Genomic DNA, 18,667 nt, shown 5'->3' with positions numbered 1-18,667 from the left:
CCCCCCCGCCCCGGCGCCCCCCCTCTGTCCCGGTCGGGCCCGCGGCAGAAAAAATCCCACAACTCCTCAACTTTTTCACTATTCCAAGCCACCATTCTCCGCTTCCAATTCCCGGAAATATTGGATTACTTTGGATTTGAGGTATTCTTCTTGTGCTTCTACCCCACGGGTTTCCAGGGGCATCACCAATTCGTAATGCGGCCAACCATCGGCATCTCGCCCTACAAAACGATAGTACCCATCATAACTCAACAGGCGACAAACGGCGATGTGCATCAAGTCTTGTTTTTCTTCCTTAGAGTATGTTTTTTTCCAGCGACCCTGCTCCTGGATGCCAATGAGGAACAATACTGCATTCAAATCGGGTAATGCCTCTTTTCCAAAAGTTTTTTGGACCAGATTTCGGATCCGCAACCACTCAAACTCCGCTTCCCAATTGCTCATGATGATTTTTTTCAGCGGCGCAAAGGTACGCACCAAATCACAATTAATCAATGTTAATAATTGCAATCCAATTTGGTTTTGTTTTTATTTACTCTTCGCGCACTACCGTTGGAATTTGTCGGGCTCGCAAAGCAGGAGGAATAGAGGCAAGCCCACCAATGGTCAGTACGGTAATGCATACAACTACAAAATCGATAAATCTGATGCTCACAGGATAAGCATCTACCGCAAAGGTACCGGGCATAGAGACAATGCCGAATTGCTTTTGCAAAAAATAAATCGACAAGGCCAGCACAAAACCCAGCGCAACACCCAAAATGGTAAGCAAGAGGCCTTCCGCGAGGAAAATATTGCGGATGGTATTATCCCGTGCGCCCATCGACTTGAGGATGGAGATGTCTTTCTTTTTTTCCAGTACGATCATCCACAGCGCACCGATCATATTGAAAGCTACCATGAGCAACATCAGGCTGACGATGGCAAAACTCATCCATTTTTCCAGCTGCATGAGTTTCATAAAAGCCTCCTGTTGTTGGTAGCGGTCTTTGACCACAAACTCAGGGCCCAACAAATCGGAGATGGCCTTGGCTACTTGTCGGGAATTAGCATCGGCTTTGATTTTGATTTCCAGCGCGCTGATTGCATCGGGCATATTGAGCAGGGCACGGGCAAAATCCAGGGTGGTGAGGACATACTGACCATTGTGCTCCTGCTGAACCGCAAAAGTGCCCGAAGGGTAGGTGATGTCGCGCCGAAATTGTTGGTCGAGCGCCCCGGCCTCCTTGCGTTTGGGCATGTACACCACGAGCGGCGAAATAAAATCATCGATGTTGATGGCCAATTGATTGCGCATTTCCATGCTGACAACGGCCATATCTACATCTCCATTGCGGAGTTGATAGCTGCCTTCCCGCACCGTGGAATCGAGTTGGGTAACTTTGACAAAATTGTCGTCTACCCCCTTGAGGTTACCAAAGTCCTGTTTGCCATCGTATTCAAAAAAGGCGACCTCTTCCAGGGTTTGGGAAACAAAAGCTACGCCCGGAATTTTTTCCAGTTTTTTGTACAACTCGCCCTGAATGGTAAAGGTTTTGCCCTGCGCAGGGGTAATTTTGATGTCGGGGTTAAAACTGCTGTAGAGTGAATTAATGACTTCTTCAAAACCATTGAACACCGAAAGAATCAGCACCAGAGCTGCCGCACCTACTGCCAAACCAAACACAGCAATACCTGTGATGAGGTTGATGATGTTTGTGGATTTTTTGGCAAAAAGATAGCGCCGGGCTACCCGCCAAATCAAACCCTGGTTGTATAATCGAAAAGAAAAGGGCATTTGCAGTACAATTGAGGAGCAAAGTTACAAAGTGAAGGTCAACTTATTTATTTAAACAGGCATTAAAAAAAAGCAGGGTTTTGGCAATGTGGGTTTGCCAGTATTCCCAGGAATGACCGCCAGGAAATTCTTCGTAGTAGTGAAGAATGTTCAGATCGGTCAGGGCCTTGTGCAGTTGCCGATTGAACTCGATCAGAAGGTCTTCCGATCCGCAGTCAAATCGAAAACTGGGGACTTGCGCCCGGTTTTTTTGCAACCAATCCAATACACCATCCTGTTCCCGGGCAGCTGCCTGGAGTGCCGGAAAATCGGCGACAAAGAGTTTGAGTTGCTCAAAATGGGTAATGGAAGACAAACCGGAAAAAGCCCGAAAAAGCCGGGGGTATTTGGCCCCCAGCCGCAAAGCCCCAAAGCCCCCCATCGACAGTCCTGTGATGAACAAAGGAGAGTCAGTAGTGATTACCGGGAATTGTTCGCGCATCACCTGCACAACATCCTCCGTGATCCAGCTTTCGTAATTTTCCTGTTGATGGGGCACATACGCGCTGCCGTCCCCGAACAAACCATCGGAAGGCATGGCCAGAATCATTGGGGTGATCTCCCCACGATCAATTAACAGCTGAGCAGTCTCGTGCACTTGGCCGTAAGCGGTCCAGGCCCAGTGGCTGCCGTATACGCCGTGCAAAAGGATGACCAGAGGCAGTCCCGGTTCAAGGGTTACGCCTTTAGGTACAAACACCGAAATGTCGGCGCGTTTTTGTAGGGCGTTACTTTTAACGGTAATCCAATGAAGGCCAACGTTCTCGGCTGCTCTGGTGGTGAAAAATTGGGTTTCCATGAAGAGAATTTTAAGATTCTAGGGTTTGGGTAACTGTAACTTTACGCTAAGCACAATATTGCGCTAAAGAACTTTCCGAAAGGCGAAACCTTTCGGAAAGGCGTACTCGATTTTGCGATAGCCTTCAACTTCAGTCGAAAACAATCACCCCTTTGGCATTTTTCCCCGCATGCATGTCTGCGAAAGCCAGCGCAAGGTCTGCCAGGGCATAGGTTCGGGTGACCATTTCATCCAACAATAAAGCGCCTCGGGCGTACAAGTTTTGCAGAATAGGGAAATCAAGTTGGGGCTTGCATTTGCCATACAAGGGATTGATGTAGATTTTGTCCCATTCGAACAGGTTCATGTCGATGTTGATCTCCTGTTCAATTCCACTTACTTGAATGGCCATGCCTGCATTGCGTACCATGGCCAGGGGGGCGGCCCCCAATTCAGGTATAGCGGTGCATTCAAAAGCGTAATCCGCACCCCGGCCCTCCGTCATACTTTTGACGATTTGGGCGGCTTGCAACAAACCAGCATCGGCTTTGTCCGCCAGCAAGAGGTGGGTTGCGCCGTAGGTTTTGGCCATTTCGAGGCGCTGGGGATTCACATCAATGGCGATGATTTTTCCTGCTCCGGCGATGCGGGCACCCTGGATCACATTGAGCCCAACCCCGCCAGTACCCAATACAACTACCGATGTACCCGGCTTAACTTTGGCAGCGTTGATCACTGATCCGTAACCGGTCATCACTCCACAGCCAACGATAGCTGCGGAAGGGAAAGGCATTGGCACCTGGATTTTGACACAAGCAGCTTCGCGCACCAGGGCGTACTCCGCCATGGTACCCAGGCTAAAAGCCCGCTCGATGGCTTGCCCCTGATAGCTGGTAGAGGCAAAGCTAGCATGCCCTCCACTGACTTTGTTTCCTGCTGTTACGGCGGAATTGCGTTCGCAGAGGTGTTGGTTGCCTTCCAGGCATTGGAAACATTTGTAGCAGGGAATGGCCCAGTTGAGCATCACCGGATCGCCGACGCTCAGGCTGCTCACCGCTGTCCCACAAGCAGCCACAATACCTGCGCCTTCGTGGCCCATGATGAGGGACTTGCCCCAGGATTGGGAATCCCAGTCGGTATGGCAAATTCCAGCAGCCTTGATTTCGATCAGGACTTCGTCTCCCTGAGGAGCTTGAATCTCGATGCTGTCGATGACAAAATGGCCTTTCCCATCGGCAATAGCGGCCTGGCACCACATCAGATCAATGGGTTGAGGGCTGAATCAATAAGACTGCCTACGGGTTTGGACATCAACCAACGTTTGAGGTCCGCTTCCTGGTGTTGATTTTTGGGTTCTGACACAATGGCACCATCGGCCAGGAAAATGACCGTCATCACCTCGCGCATATTCGACGAGTTGTTGCCTGGTGCCGAGTGTAGCGTCCAGCCTGCATGGAAAGTGGCATCGCCAGCCTTCATACTGGCGGGTTGGGAGATGGGGTAACCTTTTTCTTTTACCAGATTGCCCAATACCTCTTCTGAGTCGTCGGAGATAGCCAAATTGCCAAGAAAGCCCAATTCCTGGGAACCCGATGCAAAGGTCAACATGCCCATTTCCACGGTAATGTCCACCAAGGGCATCCACATGGTAATGGTGTTATTGGTATCGATAGGCCAGTAATATTGATCCTGGTGCCAGGGGGTATGCCCACCAGCGGGTTCTTTAAACAAGGCTTGATCGTGGTACAAACGCACCCGTTCAACCCCCATCAGGTCGGCAGCAATTTTGGCAAAACGTTTGGCTAGGGTGTATTGGCGTACGGCTTCTTCTACTTCCCAGAGATTCATGATTTGGAGGAAGGCTTTGCCGTAGGTGTCGCGTTCTTCCATTTTGCGCTTCTCGGTGTTGAAACGATCGGCAGCGGCTACGATGACTTCGCGGTAAACAGCTATTTCCTCTTCAGAAAGGATATTTCGTAGCAGGATATGGCCATTTTTTTGGTATTCGGTTTGTTGTTGGGCTGAGATAGCATAGGTAGAATCTAAGCTAGGCAGAGTGCTGATTGGTGACATATTAGGATGATTTTGGAAATTCACGTTTTACAAATGTACCATGGGCAACCGGGATTGACTTTGTCATTTTTTGCCAAAAATGGTGTAATTTTAGCCAATCGCTGGTGTTTATTAGTGAATGAATGCTAATTCTCTTTTACCATGAAGGCTTTTTATGAAAAAGTGAGCCATGCCGGGGGCCACTCTTTTGGGTACAGTAGTTTTAGCTTGCCTCGCTTCAACGCACCTTTTCATTACCATCCTGAACTGGAATTGACCCTGATTGAAAAAAGCCAGGGCAAACGCCTGGTGGGTGGACATGTAGCCCATTACGAGGCGGGAGACCTGGTATTGCTTGGCCCCAATATTCCCCATTGTTGGCTCAATGCCGAAGTGGAGCCCCCTGAAATGGATGCAGCGCAGGCCATTGTGATCCATTTCAGGGCCGATTTTGCGGGTGAAACTTTTTTGACTTTACCAGAGTTAATGGCCATTCAGCAGCTATTCCAAAAAGCGCAGGCTGGGCTTTTGATCAAGGGAAAAACACGGGATATTGCTGCGGAAAAAATGCGCTCTGGCCTGCATTTGCAGGGCTTCCCCCGCTTATTGCTCCTGTTCGATTTGTTACATGGCATTGCTCTTTCTTCGGAAACGGAGCGGATCGACCTGTTTTTTTCCCAACAAGTCTTGTCCCCCGTTGAAACCGAACGTTTCCAAAGGATTTATACTTTTTTGATTGAAAATTTTCGGGAGAACATCTCTTTGGAGCAGATGGCTCAAATCGCCAATCTTAGCCCGACCGCCTTTTGTCGGTATTTTAAAAAAATCACCCGGAAAACTTTTGTGGATGCGCTCACAGAATTCCGCATCAAACATGCCTGTCAGTTGCTGGCTTCCAGTGAAAAACCTGTGCAGGAAATTTGTTTTGAAAGCGGTTTTGGGAACGTATCTTATTTCAACAAGGAATTCAAAAAGGCATTGGGGCAGACTCCTCTGCAGTATCGAAAGTACCATTTGAGTTTGCCACTTGTCGCTTCAAAACCCTGAATACTTTTGCAAAACTTCCAGGATTTCTTTTGCTCTTTTTTCGAGTATTTCACTGGAAACCTCCTGGCTTATTTTCTCCCGACTGCGCAGCATATCCAGGGCTTGAGCAGGCCAGTGACGTTCGAGTAAGGCCCGCAAATCTCGGCGAAGTTTTTCAGTCTTGGTCCATCGCCAAACCAGGTACAAGTAGGGCAAGACTGTCAATGGAACCCCATGCTGACTCAATAATTGTAGGGCAAGTTGTACGCATTCAGGATCTTGGTGCAGCAAGAGTTTTAAGAGATTCTGTTGCTCTGTTTCATCGAAATTTGGGGTGTTTGTACCGAGCAATTGCTCTAGTCCACGCTCATCTAGCCAGTGAATACCCTGTTCAGCAGGCAAGTTAGTAGGATATGGGGCTTTTCCCAAAACCCAAAAATGGCATTGATTTGCTTTCAATAAGCGGATCCCTTTTTGCTCCAGGCGAATTTTTAGCTCCTGTACGGTTTGAGTGCTGCGTCCAATGATGGCCAGGGCAGGAATAGAGGTTGTAGATATCTCCTTTAGGGCTTGCGAACGCTCTTCTAACAAGTGCCTCCGCAGTTGCTGCTGGAAAGTGGGTATGCCCAGGTTCATGCCCTGCAATACCAGGTTCAGCGGCAAGTTGATCAAAGGCGTTTTTCCTTCATGTGCCTCCCAAAGTAAGGATTTATGTTCGAGGGAAGTTTGTTTGCGCTGACAAGCCCGCACAAAGTTCAGCAAGTTTGCCCATTGGGGATTTTTGCTGCTACTTTTTATGGCTATCTGCGCTGGCATTGCCAACAAATCCTGAGCTAAATCCGCAGCAGGTAAACCTTTGAGATGTAAATGGGCCAAATGACTGCATTTCTTTAGAGCAGTGATGTGTTGAAGTGGGTTGTGGCTGAGGTCCAGCTGCCGCAAAGCTGTAGGTAGAACGGGGCTGGCCGGGATTTGGGTCAATTGATTGTAAGCCAGATCAAGTTTGCGGATAGAAGCGGGTAAATGGGGCAGCCTGCCAAAAGTATTCCCACTCAAATCAAGATCCTCCAGGCGTTGAAAGCTCATGAAATAATCAGGCAAATTATTGAGCTTATTTTTGGCGAGGTGACAGGTCTTGAGCCAATTGCAATGACCAAGTGTGTTGGGCAAGTGCTTCAATTGATTGTGGTTGACATAAAGATGCCTCAAAAAAGGCATTGCCATCAACTTGTCTGGCAAAATATTTAATTGGTTATTGGCAAAATCAAGGGTGTCCAGTGATGAAAAAACACCTTCAATTTCCAGCTTTTCCAGGCGATTGTGCGATAGATACAGTTTTTCCAATTGGGGTAAAAAAATTGCAGAAAGTAAGAAGGTTGCTATTTTATTGCCCGACAACTTCAATTCTTTGAGTGCCAGAAATGTTAAATTTGGGAATTTGTGCAGCTTGTTTGAACTAAAATTGATCTTTTGAAGTAGATTCGATTGGGCCAAAGCAGCAGGGAATTGGGAAAAGCGGTTTGCACTGAGGTCGATTTGCACCAAATTGGGCAAAGAATGGGGGATTTGTTGCAGCTGATTGTTCCCAAGTAATAAAAATTTCAGGGCTTTGAGTTCTCCCATCGTTTCGGGTAATACCTTTATCGCATTGCGCCTTAAATCCAAAGTCTCCAACTGAGGCATTTGCCATACCTCACTTGGAACTTGTTCCAGTTGTTGGCCATCCAGAATTAAGGCGGTGACCTGCGCAAGGTGTTGTCTGGCTGTTGTTAAGTTATAACAGCGCATCGGTAAGTTTGCTTTTGAGGGTGTATAGCTTGTAAAAAAGCGAAACAAGCTCTAAAATTCAAAAATAACATTGTCCCTTCACTTATCCTTAAATTGGTTATATTTGTTTATCAGAGTTTGAAAAAGGAACATGCAGAAACGCTATTTTTATACCTCACGCTTTATTTTTTCCTGCTGCTTGTGTCTGTTCACAATGCAACTGTTCGCTCAGTTTACGCCTGGTTACCACGTCAATTTATTGGAATTGCCGGGAGATGTTGCGGGGAATAGTGTCAACAATATTATCCAGGATAAGGAAGGTTACATTTGGTTTGCTTCTCACGATGGTTTGCACCGTTATGATGGCTTTCAATACAAGAGTTGGTATCACGATCCACAAAACGCCAACTCGCTATCCAGTTCCTATATCGAATGGTGCTTGGTAGACCGAAACAACAACCTTTGGGTAGGAACCTATGAATTCGGATTGAATTTGTTTGACCGCAAAACGGAAACCTTCACCCGTTTTGTTCACGAACCCAATCGCCTGACCAGTTTGAGCAACAACCTGGTAACCTGTATGGTACAAGACAATGTAGGAAACATTTGGGTGGGTACAGAAGACGGCCTCAACCGACTTGATCCAGTAACCAAACGTTTTACCCGCTTTATGTATGACCCTGATGACCCCAAAAGTGTCGGGGCCAAGAGCATCAAATCCTTGCTGATCGATCAGAATGGGATCCTTTGGGTTGGCGGCAGCGGTGCGAACAGTCTCACCCTCAGCCGCTATAGCCCCGGCAATAGCACTTTCACCCGCTTTGATCTGAACCTCGGCAATAATCCCGCCAATGCGATTATGGCACTTGAGGAAGATTCAAAAGGCCAATTATGGGTGGGTACCAACAACAATGGGCTTTACAACTTTGATCAAAACAAACGCCGCTTTACCCGAAGGGATATTGACCCCATGAATTGGAAGGGAAAAAGCCCCAACGACCCGACTGAACAGGTTTGGTCTCAGGTGAGTTTCATCCACGAAGACCAGCATAAAAAACTATGGATTGGTTCCTTTGGTGGTGGCCTCAATATTTATGATCCTGCGGATGGAAGTATAGTTGCCTTGCAACAGGGTCGCCACCCCCTGCAACGCCTGCCTTCCCGGTATTGCTTTCGCCTTTGTGAAACCCGCGACGGCACCATTTTGGTTTCTACAGGCGAGCGGGGAAAGATGGTGTATAAAATCCGCCGCCACTCGGACCGTTTGCAACGTTACAGTCTGAGTGATCGCCCTGATGAGCGCATCAATTTTGTGTTCAGGCTGGTGGGCAATGGCCCCAATGAGGTGGTGATGAAAAACGAAGAAGGTTTTTTTCAATACCATTTGGATCAAAAAACGTTTGAGCCCTGGCCTTCGGATGCGGAGAGCCGCAAATTGGCCAAACTGGACCTCCGCCATATTTTTAAGGACCGCTCCGGCAATATCTGGATTTTATCCCCCAATCGTATCCTGAAATATTCAGCAAGTGGCACTTTACTCGCGGATTTGGGCCGCAATAAAATAAAATTTCCTACTGGTATGTTGCAAACCAAAGATGGCTCTTTGTGGATTTCCACAGGGTTTCAGGGTTTGGCGCGCCTATTTCCCAAAATCGATTCTTTAGCATTTTATGATTTGCCCACTTTTCCCCTGTCCAAACCCATACAGCGGGTGCTCAGAGAACAGGAGGATTTAAAGTTAAGCCGGGGTACTTTTGCCACCTACCCCACCGTGGACAAAAGTGGAAAAATTTGGCTGGCTGCCGGGTTTAATTTTGGCGAAAGAACCGCTCAGATCAACGAGGGCGGAGGCTTTTTTCGTTTCGACCCGAATACAGGCGACATTGCTTCTTTTTGGCCCAATGAGGTGCCGCGCAATATGTTGAGCGCACTTTTACAAGATCAGGAAGGCAAATTCTGGTTGGCTATTCAGGATGTTGGCATTTATAAATTTGACCCTAAGACCGCTCAGTTTACAGAAATCAAACCTTCCGGAGCATTGGGTACGGCTACCCTTGGCAGGGTCAACTTTATGGAAGCAGACCCCGAAGGCCATATCTGGATGTCTACTTCCAGCGAACTCATTGAATACAATCCTCAACTGAAGGCCTTTTCCTATTACAGCCGTAGCAATGGGTTGTTTGCCAGTACCCTGTATGAATTGACCAGCCTGGGTAAAGGGCAGCTGGGCCTAGGAACCAACAACGGCTTTTTCGTTTTTGACCCGGTCAAAATGCGCAAAAATGGCATTCCACCGGAATTGAGTTTTAATGAACTAAGTGTTGGGGGAAAAATGGTTCAGCCGGGTACAGACGACATCCTACCCCAGCCTTTGGAACAAATGGATCAGATTCGACTCAGCCACCGCGCTAATGTATTCAGCATTGGGTTTTCGGTTTTTCATTACGACGATCCCGTCCACAACCGGGTGCAGTTTTACCTGGAGAATTACGATCTGGATTGGAGAGAGGTAAAAGGAGAACAATCAGCGCAATACGTCAATGTCCCGCCAGGTACTTATATTTTCAAAGTGCGGGCGGCCAATGCCCAAGGCTTATGGATGAACAGCCCCAAATCGCTCAAAGTGTTGATTACTCCGCCCTGGTGGCAAACGGTTTGGGCCATTTTGCTTTTTGTGGCTTTGTTGGCGGGTATAGTGGGTTCGGTTTACCGCTGGCGTATGGCAACCCAGCGCCAATACCTCAAACAGCGTGAAAAAGAACTCCAGCAGGAGCGCGAACAATTGGAGAAGGAACGCCGCATGAACGAGCGTTTGCAGCAGGTGGACAAACTCAAGGATCAGTTTTTGGCCAATACTTCGCATGAGTTGCGTACTCCTTTGCAAGGCATTATTGGTTTGTCGGAAGCCTTGCTGGAAGAAGAAAAAGACCCTGAGCGCAAAGCCAATTTGTTGATGGTGGTTTCTTCAGGCAAACGCCTGAACAGTTTGGTGAACGACATCCTGGATTTTTCCAAACTCAAAAACGCCGATATTGAACTTGATCAACGCCCCATTAGTTTGCACAGTATGGCCGATGTGGTACTCAAAAACATCTCGCCGCTGGTGGCCGGCAAGTCTATTGAGTTACTCAATAGTGTGCCTATGGATTTTCCCTCCGCACTGGCTGATGAAAACCGCTTGCAACAGATTTTGTACAACCTTTTGGGCAATGCAGTGAAATTTACCGAAACGGGTTACATCAAAATCGAAACCAGCGAAAAAGACAATAACCTGGTGGTTTGTGTGGAAGATACTGGCTCGGGGATTGCACCAGAAAAAATGGATGCTATTTTTCAGGAATTCACCCAAGGCGATGCTTCTACAACCCGAGCTTTTTCAGGTACGGGCTTGGGCTTGTCTATATCCAAAAAATTGGTGGAATTACACGGTGGCTCCATGTGGCTAGAATCCGAAGTAGGCAAGGGTTCCAAGTTTTTCTTTAGTTTGCCCAAAGCCATTTCGGAAGGTGAAATGCCGGTCCAAAAAGTGGAAGCCCCAAACCTCAAAGAAAGTAAAGGAACCCTGCGCAATTTGTTGAGTGAGGTGCAAAAAGCCCAGGAAGAAACCGTAGCTACGCTGATTGGGAAAAAAGAAAGTGCTCTAAGCTCAACTGCCCCCAAAAACGGAGCGGGGGCACTTATTATTGATCATAGTGAAGCGCTCGTACACATTTTAGTTGTGGACGACGAGCCCATCAATCAGCAGGTATTAAAAAGTCACTTAAGTGCTTTAAAATACGAGATTACCTCTGCACTCAACGGGGAGGACGCCCTCAAAGCCCTGAACAATGGCAAACATTTTGATCTCGTATTGCTGGACGTGATGATGCCCCGCATGAGTGGCTATGAGGTCTGCGAACAAATTCGTAAAAAATTCCTGCCTTCGGAATTGCCTGTGATCATGATTACGGCTAAAAATCAGGTGCAGGATTTGGTACATGGCCTCAATACTGGTGCCAATGATTACATCACCAAACCCTTTACCAAAGACGAGTTTTTGGCGCGGGTGAATACCCACCTCAATTTGCACCGCATTCACACCGCAACCGGACGTTTTGTGCCGACTGAATTCATTCACTCGCTTGGTCGAGAGAGCATCGTCGACGTACAATTGGGCGATCAGACGGAGAAAGAAGTAACGGTGCTGTTTTCCGATATCCGGGATTTTACGGGTTTATCGGAGAAAATGACCCCTGAGGAAAACTTCCGTTTTGTCAATGCTTTTCACGGGCGCTTGGGCCCTATCGTTCAGGCCAATCATGGCTTCATCAATCAGTACTTGGGCGACGGCATCATGGCCATTTTTACCCAAAAACCCGAAGATGCACTCAAAGCCTGCGTCCTGATGCAAAAAAACATCCGTGCCTACAACCTGACTCGCCTGACCAAGGGCCGCTCCCTGATCCGCACCGGGATGGGGATGCACACTGGCCCCTTGATCATGGGCATCATCGGCGACGACAAACGGATGGATGCCGCCACCATTTCTGATACTGTGAATACCGCTTCTCGCATCGAAAGTTTGACCAAGTTTTACGGCGCTAATATCCTTGTCAGTGAGGACTCCCTGCGTGGGATCGAAGACAAAACTCCTTTTAATTTACGATTTTTAGGGAAAGTGTTGGTCAAAGGAAAACAACAAGAATTGGGCATTTACGAATGCATCGACGGTGATGAGCCAGAAATGTTGTGGTACAAACAATCTACCCTGGAGGACTTTTCAAAAGGCGTAAACCTCTATTTTGAACGTGAATTTGCGGCAGCGGCCGAAGTTTTTAAAGATAAGGTGTTGCGGCGTAATCCGCGGGATACAGCTGCAAAAATCCTCCTGGCTAAAGCACAGCAGCTGGCAGAGACGGGGGTGCCAGCGAATTGGACCGGTGTGGAGAAGATGGAGTCGAAATAGGGAGTGAGTTGAGGAATTGAGAGGTTGAGAAGTTGAGGCTACCGCGAACGATTTGACACTATCCTTGTCAAAATCGCTCGCGGTAGCCTCAACTTCTCAACTTCTCAACCTCTCAACTTTCCTAATGTGCTTCCAACCAATTCAATCCTGTCCCCAGACCCACCTCAATCGGCACTTTCAATTTGGGCAGTGCAGTACGCATTTTTTCCACAATGATCGGCTTGACGATTTCTAACTCCTCGGTGGGAACATCGAAGACCAATTCGTCGTGTACCTGTAGAATCATTTTGGTTCGTAAGCCACGAGCCAGCAATTCCCGGTGGATGTTGACCATGGCTACCTTGATCATGTCAGCGGCAGAGCCTTGTACGGGAGTATTTACTGCAATCCGTTCGGCGTTGCTGCGTTCGAGAGAGCTTTTGGAATTGATGTCGCGTAGGTAGCGGCGGCGGCCCATCAATGTGGTCACATAGCCACTTTTGCGCGCCTCTTCCACTACGCCATCCATGTACACTTTGAGCCCTTTGTACTGGGCAAAATAAGCGTCGATCAATTCTTTGGCTTCGGTGCGTTTGATGCTGAGCTGGCGAGAGAGGTTGGTAGCTCCAGCACCATAAACGATGCTAAAGTTGACCGTTTTGGCCTGATAGCGCTGTTCCCTGGTCACCTGATCGAAAGGAACGTTGAATACCTTGGCGGCCGTGGCCGTATGGATGTCCTGGCCATTTTGGAAAGCTTCCAACATGGCTGCATCCTCGCTGATTTCAGCGATCAGCCGCAGCTCGATCTGTGAATAATCCGCAGACAAGAGGGTGTGGTTTTCGTCACGGGGGATGAAGGCGCGGCGCACCTTAGCCCCTTCCGGGGTGCGTACCGGAATGTTTTGCAAATTGGGGTTGTTGGAGCTCAAACGCCCGGTAGCCGCCAATGCCTGATTGAAGGAAGAGTGAATCCGCCCGGTGCGGGGATTGACCATCTTGGGCAAAGCATCTACGTAGGTTGACTTGAGTTTGGTCAGCCCGCGGTAGTTCAGTATGGTTTGAATGATCGGAAATTCCGGGGCTAGTTCTTGCAGTTTGTCTTCGTCGGTGGAATATTGACCCGTTTTGGTTTTGGCCCCTTTGTAGGGGATTTTTAGGCGCTCAAACAACAGATCTCCTACCTGTTTGGGCGATCCGATGTTGAATTTAACCCCGGCCTGTTCATAAATGGACTGCTCCAGGCTGAGGATCTGGCTCTCCAGTTCACGGGAGTATTCCGCCAGGTAGTTGCTATCAATGCGTACGCCTTCGTACTCCAGATCGGCAAGTACCTTGATGAGGGGGCATTCGATGGTGTCAAACAGTTCCTGTACCCCACCTTCCGCAAGTTTAGGGGCGAACAGCAGTTTCAATTGCAAGGTGATATCGGCGTCTTCAGCGGCGTAGTCACAAACTTTTTCCACCGGTACATCCCGCATATTGAGCTGCCCTTTACCTTTGCCAATCAGGGTTTCGATGGAAACGGGAGAATAGCTCAAGTAAGTTTCCGCAAGGTAGTCCATGCCGTGGCGCATTTCCGGCTCCAACAAATAATGGGCCACCATCGTATCGAAGTAGGCACCTTTAATTTCTACGCCGTACCATTTGAATACGATGGCATCGTACTTCAGGTTTTGAGCAATTTTGGTGATTTTTTCATCTTCCAGCACTGGACGAAAAACCTCAACCAGGGCTTGGGCTTTATCCTTTCCAGCAGGCACTGGCACATAAAAAGCCTCTCCAGATTGGTAAGAAAAGGACATACCTACCAACTCCGCTTGGGTCGGTTCCACGTGGGTAGTTTCGGTGTCAAAACAAAATTCTTTTTGTTTTGACAACTCGGCCGCCAATTTTTGGGTGGCTTCAGGGGTATTGACCAAATGGTATTGATGAGGGGTATTGTCGATGTTTTTTTCCGCAACCGAGTGGGAGGACAAACTGGAACCTTTGAGCGGGGCTGGCCCTGGTTCGATATCGCCAAAGAGTGATCCTTGTTGGCCCGGGCCGGCTTGGCTTGGGGTGGTTCCACCATCCTCTTCGCCTAAGATTCTTTTGGCGATAGAGCGAAATTCCAGCTCTTTAAAGATTTCCGATAAGACTTCCCGGTTGGGCGGATCGATGATGTATTGGTTGGCGTCAAACTGAATGGGTACCTGAGTCTCAATTACGGCCAATTTTTTTGACAACAAAGCCTGTTCTGCGTATTGTTCTACTCGTTCTTTTTCCTTGCCTTTGAGTTCGTTGACATTGGCAATCACTCCTTCAACCGAGTCGAAACGATCCAGCAGTTTAGCTGCAGTTTTTTCGCCAAAGCCAGGAATACCAGGAATGTTGTCAACGCTGTCGCCCATGAGGCCGAGGATGTCGATGACTTGTTCTACCCGTTTGATGCCCCAGTTTTCACAGACCTCCTTAACCCCCATGATTTCAATGCCATTGCCCTGGCGGGAAGGTTTGTACATGAAGATGTTTTCAGAAACCAATTGGCCGTAGTCTTTATCCGGGGTGACCATGTATACAGTGAAACCCTCTGCTTCGGCCTGTTTGGCTAAAGTTCCAATGACGTCGTCTGCTTCGTAGCCCTGTACCATGACGATGGGGATGTTCATGCCCCGCACAATTTTTTCAATCCAGGGGATGGCGATTCCAATGTCTTGAGGCTGCTCTTCGCGGTTGGCTTTATAAGGCTCGTACATGTCGTGCCGAAAAGTAGGGCCATGTGGATCAAAGGCTACCGCAATATGGGTGGGTTTTTCATTGCGCATCAAATCCCACAACTGATTTACAAAACCGTTGATGGCGGAGGTGTTGACTCCTTTGGAGTTGATTAGGGGGCGGGTGATGAAGGCGAAGTGTGCGCGGTAGACCAACGCATGTCCGTCTAACAGGAACAGTTTTTTATCTGACATGGTGACTTTTTGTTTCCAAGCCGGAAGATAAGGGGATTTGGGGAAAAGGAGAAATGAAACTAGGTGCTAAAAGATAAAAAGTTTTTTAATCTCATAAAATGATATTTATTTTTTGATCTTTGTTTGAAATCTCTTTCTATGGCCTTGCTGGAATTTACCGATCGCGGAATTTATTGCCCTCCTGCCGAGGTCTATATCGACCCATGGAAGCCAGTCAAACGTGCCCTCATCACCCACGGCCATGGGGACCATGCCCGCTGGGGCTCGGATCATTACCTCTGTACGCGCAGCGCCAAGCCAGTCATCCGCTCCCGCCTGGGGCCTATTAACATTGAAACGGTAAACTACGGGGAAAGCCGCCTGATCAACGGTGTACGTTTTTCCTTTCACCCAGCCGGGCACATTGTAGGCTCTGCTCAGATTCGGGTAGAGCACCAGGGGGAGGTGTGGGTCGCTTCAGGCGATTACAAACTAGTAGACGATGGTTTAGCCGAAGCTTTTGAACCCATCCGTTGCCATACTTTTATCACCGAATGTACTTTTGGGTTACCTATTTACCATTGGCCTAAGCAAGAAGCAATTTTTGCCGACATCAACGCCTGGTGGGCGCAAAACAGAGTGGAAGGCAAGGTGACAGTACTCACTGGCTATGCCCTGGGTAAGGCTCAACGGCTGATGCATGGCCTTGACCCCGCAATTGGCCCGATTTTCACCCACGGTTCGGTGGAAAATGTCAACGAAATCCTGCGTACCCAAGGCATTTTACTCCCACCTTCCAACCGATTGACCCAAAGCACCAAAAAGGGGCAAGTGGAAGGGGCCATCATCATCACACCTCCTTATGCATTGGATTCACCTTTGGTGCGGCGTTTTTTGCCAGCATCAGTAGGTATAGCTTCGGGCTGGATTGCCCTACCAGGTGCGATAAGCAAACGCAATGCCGACCGAGGTTTTATTTTGAGTGATCATGCCGATTGGGACGAACTCAACCGGGCGGTGGTTGCTACGGGGGCGGAGCGGATTGTCGCTACGCATGGATATACCGAGCAGTTTAGCCAGTGGTTGCGGGAGCAAGGGTATGATGCTAGGGCAGAGCATACGGAATTTGAGGGGGAAATATAGGAAATGACGAATTTTTCGAATGACGAATAGATCGGAAGCGCCCGAGATTAAGGGTAAGCTTCAGATTGGACTTCTATTTATTCGTATTCAACAAACTTTTTTAAAGGCAACGCTCCAAATTCCTCATTCGTCATTCGAAAAATTCGTCATTTTAAAATTATTCCATTTGTTTTAACTAAATATTTAGGAACGCCCATCAACTTTAAAACTATGCTAACTAGCGCTTAACGCCATTTAACAAATTCTGCCTGCAACTTTGCTTCATCAAACATCACTTACGAAAAAACCAAACGAAAGATGAAAAATACGTTCTTACTGGCAGCAGCTTTGTTCATGGCTTTTATTTCTGGTACTAATGCACAAAGCACGTTGCACGTTGGGGTACGCTCGGGTTTACAGATGAGCACCATCAAACAATCCGAATTGTTGAGCGAACTGACGCCTAAAGCAGAATATACTTATGGCAATACCACTGCAGCTTTTGCAGAACTTGATTTTGGTGGCAACTTTTCAGTACAAGCAGAATTGGGTTATGCTGGTCGTGGTTTTCGTTATGACCTGAATGAAGATGTAAAGATTGGTGATTTTGAAATCCCGCTGGGTGCCCGCGCAGATTTTCGCTTCAATACCCTGGAATTGCCAGTATTGTTCAAGGCGAAATCAGGTCTGGATGCAGTGCGCTTTTATGCTCAGGTGGGCCCATATCTTGGCTACAACTTAAACAGCAAACTGACTGCAAGAACTTCCGGGATCATCGAGATCAAACTTTTTGACATGGACATCGACCTAGATGCCATCAATTACAACCGCCTGGAAGTAGGAGGTATTGCTGGTGCAGGTATGGAAATCAACACGGGCATTGGCCGCTTCTTCCTAGATGGCCGTTATCAACATGGCTTCACTGCCAACGCAGATATCCCAGTGGTGCAGGAAACCTTCCGCAGCAGAGGATTTGCGGTACAGGCTGGTTTTGCGCTGCCGCTGAACTAAACAACCGAGCCCTAAAATTAGAAAGCCCCACCCGGTCACAGAGCGAAGTCGAAGTGCCAGGTGGGGCTTTCTAATTCTGGACCTTCTTTTATTGCATTTCCTTCAACAAACGAGCCACATCCTCCATGAACTGGTCTACCGACTTGGGATCGGTTCCATCACAAAAGGCACGCACCCGGCGCTTGGTATCCACCAAAATCAAACGACCACTGTGGTCAAAACCACCTGGTGCATTTGGATCTTCCTGCGCAATGCTGAAATAGTCATTGGCAATGCTGTAGATAGAATCTTTTTCTCCAGTGACGAAGTGCCACTGGGGTAACCCCACGCCTAGGTCTGTCGCAAATTTCTTCAAACGAGGAATCGTATCGTGTTTGGTATCAATGGTATGAGACAAGAGCACCAAACGGTCTTCATCCTTGAATCGCTCGGACAAGCGGAGCATTTGTTTTTTTACCTTAGGACAAATAGTAGGGCAGGAGATGAAGAAAAAATCTACCACATAAGCTTTCTCGGAAAAAGTTTGATTGTTGACCACCTGACTATCCTGGTTGACAAAGGAAAAGTCACGAATGGTATGATAGATGGTATCCCCATTCACCACATCAAACTCTCCTAAAATGGGCAGCGGAGCGTTTTGATCTGGCGCACCCAATTGACAGCCTACAGCCAAGGGTGCTAGCAACCAAAACAAGTATTTGCGCATAAATCAGGTTATTTTGGACGGTTGGCCAATGCTTTTTTGGCTTTTTCGATGGTTTCGTCAGTAAACTGGCCAATGCGGGTGATTTCATCCTTTTGGGTGGTGAGGTACTTTTCCAGTTCCTCCGGCTTCATCGAAACTTTGTTCAACTCCAGATCACTGATGCCATTCATCCAGTTCATCATGGATTCTTCCGCTTCTTTGAGGTTGACGGTGACCATGCTCAGGTTTTCGCGGGTTTCCATGGTCATGGTCGTGTCCAGAAACAAGTACTGACGCATTTCCTTGTACAGTTCGTTCAATTCCCCCATTTTGGGCATGATGCGGTCGTGCTCCGCCATCATTTCCTTTTCAATTTTTTCTCCTGCGCTTGCGGAACCAGTACCGCCACAAGCAAACGCCAAGGCCATCAACAGCATTGACGCAATCATCAAACGTATTTTCATGATGTAAAAATTTTGGTAATCAGAGACGCAAAGGTAGGGAAAAGAGTTGGGAAATGTTGCGAAATGATGTCTGTATCGGTAGGGGCTACGCTA

13 protein-coding genes are annotated in these 18,667 nt (G+C 48.0%); 4 read left to right on the top strand and 9 right to left on the bottom strand.

Features of this window, described 5'->3' with window-relative positions; genetic code table 11:
- Positions 1–78 precede the first annotated feature (78 nt).
- The 5 genes from SFV55_RS01235 to SFV55_RS01215 all read right to left on the bottom strand — a co-directional run bounded on the left by SFV55_RS01235 (position 79) and on the right by SFV55_RS01215 (position 4,667).
- Positions 79–510, bottom strand: coding sequence for a hypothetical protein (locus SFV55_RS01235; RefSeq protein ID WP_320027623.1), 432 nt, complete (start codon positions 508–510; stop codon positions 79–81).
- A gap of 22 nt (positions 511–532) precedes the next feature.
- Positions 533–1,777 (bottom strand): FtsX-like permease family protein, encoded by a 1,245-nt coding sequence (locus tag SFV55_RS01230; RefSeq protein WP_320027622.1) that lies wholly within the window; start codon positions 1,775–1,777, stop codon positions 533–535.
- A 43-nt stretch (positions 1,778–1,820) separates the two neighbouring features.
- Complete coding sequence (locus SFV55_RS01225) at positions 1,821–2,615, bottom strand: alpha/beta hydrolase (RefSeq protein WP_320027621.1); 795 nt, start codon at positions 2,613–2,615, stop codon at positions 1,821–1,823.
- Positions 2,616–2,745: 130 nt separating this feature from the next.
- Positions 2,746–3,852 carry an alcohol dehydrogenase catalytic domain-containing protein gene (locus tag SFV55_RS01220; protein WP_320027620.1) on the bottom strand — a complete coding sequence of 369 codons (1,107 nt, stop codon included), beginning with the start codon at positions 3,850–3,852 and terminating at the stop codon, positions 2,746–2,748.
- The gene (locus tag SFV55_RS01215) at positions 3,852–4,667 is read right to left on the bottom strand and encodes a phytanoyl-CoA dioxygenase family protein (protein ID WP_320027619.1); all 816 of its coding nucleotides are present in this window, start codon (positions 4,665–4,667) and stop codon (positions 3,852–3,854) included. The genes SFV55_RS01220 and SFV55_RS01215 overlap by 1 nt, the downstream gene beginning before the upstream one ends.
- Before the next feature lie 141 nt (positions 4,668–4,808).
- Between SFV55_RS01215 and SFV55_RS01210 the strand changes: the two genes are divergently transcribed.
- Positions 4,809–5,693 carry an AraC family transcriptional regulator gene (locus SFV55_RS01210; protein WP_320027618.1) on the top strand — a complete coding sequence of 295 codons (885 nt, stop codon included), beginning with the start codon at positions 4,809–4,811 and terminating at the stop codon, positions 5,691–5,693.
- Here SFV55_RS01210 and SFV55_RS01205 read toward each other — a convergent pair.
- Positions 5,682–7,460, bottom strand: a complete 1,779-nt coding sequence (locus tag SFV55_RS01205; protein ID WP_320027617.1) for a hypothetical protein — start codon at positions 7,458–7,460, stop codon at positions 5,682–5,684. The two genes, SFV55_RS01210 and SFV55_RS01205, sit on opposite strands and share 12 nt — an antisense overlap.
- Positions 7,461–7,653: 193 nt before the next feature.
- On the opposite strand from SFV55_RS01205, the gene SFV55_RS01200 reads away from it, so the two are divergent.
- Complete coding sequence (locus SFV55_RS01200) at positions 7,654–12,384, top strand: two-component regulator propeller domain-containing protein (RefSeq protein WP_320027616.1); 4,731 nt, start codon at positions 7,654–7,656, stop codon at positions 12,382–12,384.
- Positions 12,385–12,505: 121 nt separating this feature from the next.
- Here SFV55_RS01200 and polA read toward each other — a convergent pair whose 3' ends face one another.
- The gene (polA, locus tag SFV55_RS01195; protein ID WP_320027615.1) at positions 12,506–15,313 is read right to left on the bottom strand and encodes a DNA polymerase I; all 2,808 of its coding nucleotides are present in this window, start codon (positions 15,311–15,313) and stop codon (positions 12,506–12,508) included.
- A 138-nt stretch (positions 15,314–15,451) separates the two neighbouring features.
- Between polA and SFV55_RS01190 the strand changes: the two genes are divergently transcribed.
- Together SFV55_RS01190 and SFV55_RS01185 are read left to right on the top strand one after the other, a co-directional pair.
- Complete coding sequence (locus tag SFV55_RS01190; protein WP_320027614.1) at positions 15,452–16,435, top strand: ligase-associated DNA damage response exonuclease; 984 nt, start codon at positions 15,452–15,454, stop codon at positions 16,433–16,435.
- 297 nt (positions 16,436–16,732) lie between these two features.
- Entirely contained in the window at positions 16,733–17,425 is a 693-nt protein-coding gene (locus SFV55_RS01185; RefSeq protein WP_320027613.1) for a porin family protein, read from the top strand.
- An 88-nt stretch (positions 17,426–17,513) separates the two neighbouring features.
- Here the strand turns inward: SFV55_RS01185 and SFV55_RS01180 are convergent, their stop codons facing one another.
- Positions 17,514–18,131 (bottom strand): SCO family protein, encoded by a 618-nt coding sequence (locus SFV55_RS01180; protein WP_320027612.1) that lies wholly within the window; start codon positions 18,129–18,131, stop codon positions 17,514–17,516.
- Between the two features lie 8 nt (positions 18,132–18,139).
- On the bottom strand, positions 18,140–18,574 hold the full coding sequence (locus SFV55_RS01175) for a hypothetical protein (RefSeq protein ID WP_320027611.1): 435 nt from the start codon (positions 18,572–18,574) through the stop codon (positions 18,140–18,142).
- Positions 18,575–18,667 lie beyond the last annotated feature (93 nt).

The sequence above is a fragment of the Haliscomenobacter sp. genome, assembly GCF_033763495.1.
GTDB lineage: Bacteria > Bacteroidota > Bacteroidia > Chitinophagales > Saprospiraceae > Haliscomenobacter.
This window is presented reverse-complemented; position numbering and strand designations above follow the sequence as displayed.

What these genes read in the sequence shown, in the direction of transcription:
- SFV55_RS01210 (WP_320027618.1), top strand. Translation starts at nt 4,809, where the DNA reads ATGAAGGCTTTTTATGAAAAAGTGAGCCATGCCGGGGGCCACTCTTTT.
- SFV55_RS01180 (WP_320027612.1), bottom strand. Translation starts at nt 18,131, where the DNA reads ATGCGCAAATACTTGTTTTGGTTGCTAGCACCCTTGGCTGTAGGCTGT.
- SFV55_RS01205 (WP_320027617.1), bottom strand. Translation starts at nt 7,460, where the DNA reads ATGCGCTGTTATAACTTAACAACAGCCAGACAACACCTTGCGCAGGTC.
- SFV55_RS01175 (WP_320027611.1), bottom strand. Translation starts at nt 18,574, where the DNA reads ATGAAAATACGTTTGATGATTGCGTCAATGCTGTTGATGGCCTTGGCG.
- SFV55_RS01185 (WP_320027613.1), top strand. Translation starts at nt 16,733, where the DNA reads ATGAAAAATACGTTCTTACTGGCAGCAGCTTTGTTCATGGCTTTTATT.
- SFV55_RS01200 (WP_320027616.1), top strand. Translation starts at nt 7,654, where the DNA reads ATGCAACTGTTCGCTCAGTTTACGCCTGGTTACCACGTCAATTTATTG.
- SFV55_RS01215 (WP_320027619.1), bottom strand. Translation starts at nt 4,667, where the DNA reads ATGTCACCAATCAGCACTCTGCCTAGCTTAGATTCTACCTATGCTATC.
- SFV55_RS01220 (WP_320027620.1), bottom strand. Translation starts at nt 3,852, where the DNA reads ATGTGGTGCCAGGCCGCTATTGCCGATGGGAAAGGCCATTTTGTCATC.
- SFV55_RS01190 (WP_320027614.1), top strand. Translation starts at nt 15,452, where the DNA reads ATGGCCTTGCTGGAATTTACCGATCGCGGAATTTATTGCCCTCCTGCC.
- polA (WP_320027615.1), bottom strand. Translation starts at nt 15,313, where the DNA reads ATGTCAGATAAAAAACTGTTCCTGTTAGACGGACATGCGTTGGTCTAC.
- SFV55_RS01225 (WP_320027621.1), bottom strand. Translation starts at nt 2,615, where the DNA reads ATGGAAACCCAATTTTTCACCACCAGAGCAGCCGAGAACGTTGGCCTT.
- SFV55_RS01230 (WP_320027622.1), bottom strand. Translation starts at nt 1,777, where the DNA reads ATGCCCTTTTCTTTTCGATTATACAACCAGGGTTTGATTTGGCGGGTA.